Source organism: Streptomyces oceani (assembly GCF_001751245.1).
GTDB lineage: Bacteria > Actinomycetota > Actinomycetes > Streptomycetales > Streptomycetaceae > Streptomyces > Streptomyces oceani.
The window spans coordinates 75,947-80,367 of sequence record NZ_LJGU01000127.1 but is presented as its reverse complement, the minus strand read 5'-3'; the positions used below and the strand labels follow the sequence as shown (position 1 = coordinate 80,367).

Annotated in this window: 4 protein-coding genes; 3 read left to right on the top strand and 1 reads right to left on the bottom strand. The window is 68.6% G+C overall.

Annotated features, from left to right (window positions below; all coding sequences use genetic code 11):
• Nucleotides 1-17 precede the first annotated feature (17 nt).
• Nucleotides 18-1,157: a MupA/Atu3671 family FMN-dependent luciferase-like monooxygenase gene (locus AN216_RS13990; protein ID WP_070197002.1), complete on the top strand. Its 1,140-nt coding sequence runs from the start codon at nucleotides 18-20 to the stop codon at nucleotides 1,155-1,157.
• A gap of 629 nt (nucleotides 1,158-1,786) precedes the next feature.
• On the top strand, nucleotides 1,787-2,761 hold the full coding sequence (locus AN216_RS13985) for a tyrosine-type recombinase/integrase (RefSeq protein ID WP_070197001.1): 975 nt from the start codon (nucleotides 1,787-1,789) through the stop codon (nucleotides 2,759-2,761).
• On the opposite strand, the gene AN216_RS31055 is transcribed toward AN216_RS13985, so the two are convergent.
• The gene (locus tag AN216_RS31055) at nucleotides 2,689-2,874 is read right to left on the bottom strand and encodes a zinc finger domain-containing protein (protein ID WP_420855735.1); all 186 of its coding nucleotides are present in this window, start codon (nucleotides 2,872-2,874) and stop codon (nucleotides 2,689-2,691) included. The genes AN216_RS13985 and AN216_RS31055 overlap by 73 nt on opposite strands.
• Before the next feature lie 197 nt (nucleotides 2,875-3,071).
• On the opposite strand from AN216_RS31055, the gene AN216_RS13980 reads away from it, so the two are divergent.
• Entirely contained in the window at nucleotides 3,072-4,331 is a 1,260-nt protein-coding gene (locus tag AN216_RS13980) for a PP2C family protein-serine/threonine phosphatase (RefSeq protein ID WP_244502459.1), read from the top strand.
• Nucleotides 4,332-4,421: the final 90 nt, after the last annotated feature.

Genomic DNA, 4,421 nt, shown 5'->3' with positions numbered 1-4,421 from the left:
GGAGCGCAGAGGACACCATGGAATTCAGCGTCTACTTCTTCTCCGCCAACGACGACAACTCCTTCGGCGACCGCTACCGCTTCATCCTTGACGTGGCACGCACCATCGACTCGCTCGGCTTCGCGGCAATCTGGACCCCGGAACGGCACTTCCAGGAGTTCGGCGGCAGCTTCCCGAACCCCTCGGTCCTCAGCGCCGCCCTGGCGGTCACCACCGAACGGCTGGAACTGCGTGCGGGCAGCGTGGTCCTCCCGCACCATCACCCGGTCCGGGTCGCCGAGGAGTGGGCACTGGTCGACCAGCTCTCCCAGGGCCGGGCCGCGCTGTGCGTGGCCACCGGCTGGCACAGTGGCGACTTCGTCTTCTACCCGGAGAACTACGACAAGCGGCGCGACGTGGCCTTCGACACCATTCCCGTACTGCGCAGGTTGTGGGCGGGTGAGCGGGTCGAGTTTCCCGGGCCCGGTGGTGACATGCTGCCGGTGCGCACCTATCCGCGTCCGCACCGCGCCGAACTGCCCCTGTGGATCGTGCACTCGTCCAACCCGCAGACCTGGATCACGGCGGGTGAGCTGGGCACCAACGTCCTCACGCTGGTTGACAGCTGGGAGCGGCTGGAGGACAACATCGCCCGCTACCGCCAGGCCAGAGAGGAGGCCGGGCACGATCCGGAAGCGGGCGTCGTCACCGCCGGCATGCACACCTACGTCGGTGAGGACGAGGAGAAGACCCGGGACCTGGTGGCCGAACCGGTGCGCCGCTATCTCGGCACGTTCCTGAACCAGAAGAGCAACGACGCGTCCTCCGCCTCGATGACGCCCGCGGAGAAGGAGGAGATGACCAAGCTGGTCGCCGAGGACTTCTACCAGCGTCGCTCGTTGCTGGGCACCCAGGAGAAGTGTGCCTCCGTGGTCCGTCGGGCCCAGGCCGCGGGAGTCAACGAGATCGCGTGCATGGTCGACTTCGGGCTGCCCTTCAGTACGATCCTCGACGCCCTTCCCGGACTGGACAGGCTGCGCGCCCAGTTCGTGGGCACGTCCGCACCGAGTCGGCGCGACCGGACCGCGCCGCCGGCCGGCCGTGTCACCAGCGCCGCGCAGACCGCCGTCGCCGCCGGATCCACACCGAATAGCATGGGCTGGTACTACGATCGCTGATCCTGTGTGAGACCAACGTGCGCGCCTCTCGCGGCGGTCCACGCCGGCACGGGAACTCCGGAGCGGCGAGTCGTACCGCCCGTCCTGGAGTCCCGGGCCGGGCGGTCCGGCGTCGTCCGGCGTGCGCTTCGGCTCGTCGGAGGTGGTCTCCCAGGCCGGTGGTGTGTTGCTGGTGCAGATGGTGCGCAAACCTCCCTACGGAGTCGAAACAGCGAAAAGCCCCCACGACCGCTCCGCACAGCCACGGCGCCCGCGGCGACGGCGTAGCTGGGGGCAGCGGTGAGGGTCGCGACTGGACCTTCTGCGGGCTTGATCGAGTGAGTTCGCTCGTCAACGCGGAACCGCAACTCTTGGCGGCCTGGAGGTTCGAGGAAAGGCTCGGAGGCAGGCGAGCCGCTGACTGGCAGTTGTGCGGCAGTACCTGGGGTCTGAGGAACATCCGTGTCAGATCGTGCGCTAAGCGTTCGTCGGCCTTGGTGGACGGCTGACTGGGCGTCGGCGGCCGGGCCCGCCTGAAGTTTCCTACAGATAACGCTCTATTATCTGCGGTGCCGGCTGACGCCACCTGCGGCTACGTTGGTCCCGGTCCTACGCGAAGAGGCCCTGTTATCTGTGGTAAGGGGAAAACGGTGCCCACCGTCGCACAACTGCCGGCAGGGAAGGCGCTGACCGTCCAGGCGGCGGCTGACGTCTTCCTCGACTCGCTCGGCAACCCGAATACGGTCCGCAACTACGGGATCGGGGTGGGCAAGACCGCCGAACGACTCGGCGGTGGCCGGCCGCTGGCGACGGTGGCGGACGACGAAGTGGGTGCGGCCCTGGAACAGCTGTGGGGCACCGCGGCGGTCAACACTTGGAATGCCCGCCGCGCTTCGGTGCTCTCCTGGCTGTCCTGGTGCGGTGAACGCGGGCACGACGCCCCGGCGGTGCCGGGATGGGCGAAGCGGCTCGGTACACCGGACAGCGAGACCCCGGTCCGCTCGAAGATGGCCGTCGACCGGCTGATCGCCCGCCGCGAGGTCCGTCTGCGGGAGAAGACGCTCTACCGGATGCTCTACGAGACCGCCGGACGCGCCGAGGAGATCCTCGGCGTGAACATCGAGGACCTGGACCTGGCCGCGCGTCGCTGCCCCGTCAAGGCCAAAGGCGCGAAGCCGAAGTCGCGCCGACGGGGCAAGGCGCGGGAGGACTTCGTGCTGGAGACCGTCTACTGGGACGCCGGCACCGCCCGGCTGCTGCCGCGGCTACTCAAGGGCCGCACCCGCGGGCCGGTGTTCGTCACCCACCGCCGCCCGGGGCCGGGAAAGGTCGTCAGCCCCCGGGATGTGTGTCCGGACACCGGCTTCGCCCGCCTGTCCTACGGTCAGGCCCGCGCCCTGCTCGATGAGCACACCGCCGTGCGCGGGCCGGGGACGGGCTGGGACCTGCACGAATACCGGCATTCGAGCTTGTCGCACCTCGGTGAGCAGGGCGCGAGCCTGCTGATGCTGATGGCGAAGTCCCGGCACAAGAAGCCGGAGAACGTCCGCCGCTACTTCAAGCCCTCCCCGGAGGTGATCTCGGAGCTGACCAGTCTGCTGGCGCCAGGAGACGCGCGGCGCTGAGTCAGCTGTCCTGGCCCTCCTCCACGTGTGCGGCAGGCGCTTCCGGCGGCCACGGCACAGGTCGGGCAGTCGAGCTGTTCGACGGCTGTGGCCAGGTCAGGAAGATGATCCATACGTGGAATCTGCCCATATTGGACTATTTGCACGGATCGGTTGTGCGAGGGATTCTGAGAAGGAGAAGCGGGCGCACACCGGACGAGCTCCGGTAATCGCGGCCACGCAGGACATTCTTCCAACGCAGGGATTAGGTGCCATTACTCTCTGTTCCTGATGCCTGTGCCTGTGCTCGGTCTGGGAAGGGAGCGAGGCCGTGGGTGATGGGTTGGGTCGGCTGCCCCGGCTGCTGACGGCCGCGGAGACGGCGGCGCCGGTGGAGGCTGTGGATGTGGTCGCCGCGAGTCTGCGGCGACGGTTCAACGCCAGCCGGGTCTCCTTCCATATCGTGGACCTGACGGGGAAAGCGGTGGTGCGGCTGGCGATGGTCGCCGATGTGGAGGTCGGGCGAGAGGCCGAACGGGTCGACTTGTTCGGCAGCGAATACGAGCAGGTGATCCGCACCCAGCAGCCCACCTACCTGGACGGGAACGGCAGCGGGCAGAGGGTGATCGCACCGGTCACCAACCGCGGTGATGCCATCGGTGTGCTGGAGATGGAGCTGCCGGACAGCCCCAGTGAGGACGCCCTCGAAGAGGTCAAGGAGGCCGCTCACGTACTGGCCTATATCGTGATCGCCAACCAGCGCTTCACCGACTTCTACACCTGGGGCAAACGCTCCCGGCCCGTGGACCTGGCCGCGGAGATCCAGTACCAGCTGCTGCCGCTGGCGCTCTCGTGTGAGGCGGCGCAGTTCGCCGTGTGCGGAAATCTGGAGCCCTCGGAGGACCTCGCTGGTGACACCTTCGACTACGCCCTGGACCGGGACGTCCTGCACCTGTCGGTGACCGACACCGAAGGTCACAACACCAAGGCCGCGCTGACCGCCACGGTCCTTGTCAACGCTCTGCGCCGGGCCCGCCGCAACGGAACGGGCCTGGCCGAGCAGGCCGAACAGGCCAGCCAGGCTCTGGCCGACCATGACGGCTCCCACGCCACCGGGCAGCTGCTGCGCGTCAGCCTGAACACGGGCCAGGCACGGCTGATCAACGCCGGCCACCCCTTGCCACTGCGCATGCGCGCCGGCGTCGTTGAGGAGGTCAGCTTGAAGGTGGACCACCCCTTCGGCATACCGGACCTTGCGCCCCACCCGTACCGGGTCCAGGACCTCGATCTGCAGCCCGGTGACCGCCTGGTCATGCTGACCGACGGCATGCTCGAACAGGAAGCGGACAACGTCGACCTGCCAAGCCTCATCGAGGCCACCGGCCACCTGCACCCGCGGGAGACCGCGCTCACGCTGACCAGCGCGGTCCGGGACGCCGCCGGCGGACGGCTCCAAGACGACTCCACCGTGATGTGCCTGGACTGGCACGGCCCCCAGGAGCGCCAGCGCCAGGTGGCCTCCGGCGCGGACACGGGGCAAGCCTCACCCGCCCGCCACAGCCGTAGCGAACTTCGCGCCAGGGAAAGGTGAACCCCGCTCATCCAGCCCTCGCCGCGCAAGGCGCGGACAGTCCGCGCCCGCCCGGCCACATCTTCTTCTCCGCCGCGTGCAAGACCGCAG

Excerpts from the sequence above, each read along its gene's own strand:
- AN216_RS13990 (WP_070197002.1), top strand. The coding sequence starts at position 18 with ATGGAATTCAGCGTCTACTTCTTCTCCGCCAACGACGACAACTCCTTC.
- AN216_RS31055 (WP_420855735.1), bottom strand. The coding sequence starts at position 2,874 with ATGGATCATCTTCCTGACCTGGCCACAGCCGTCGAACAGCTCGACTGC.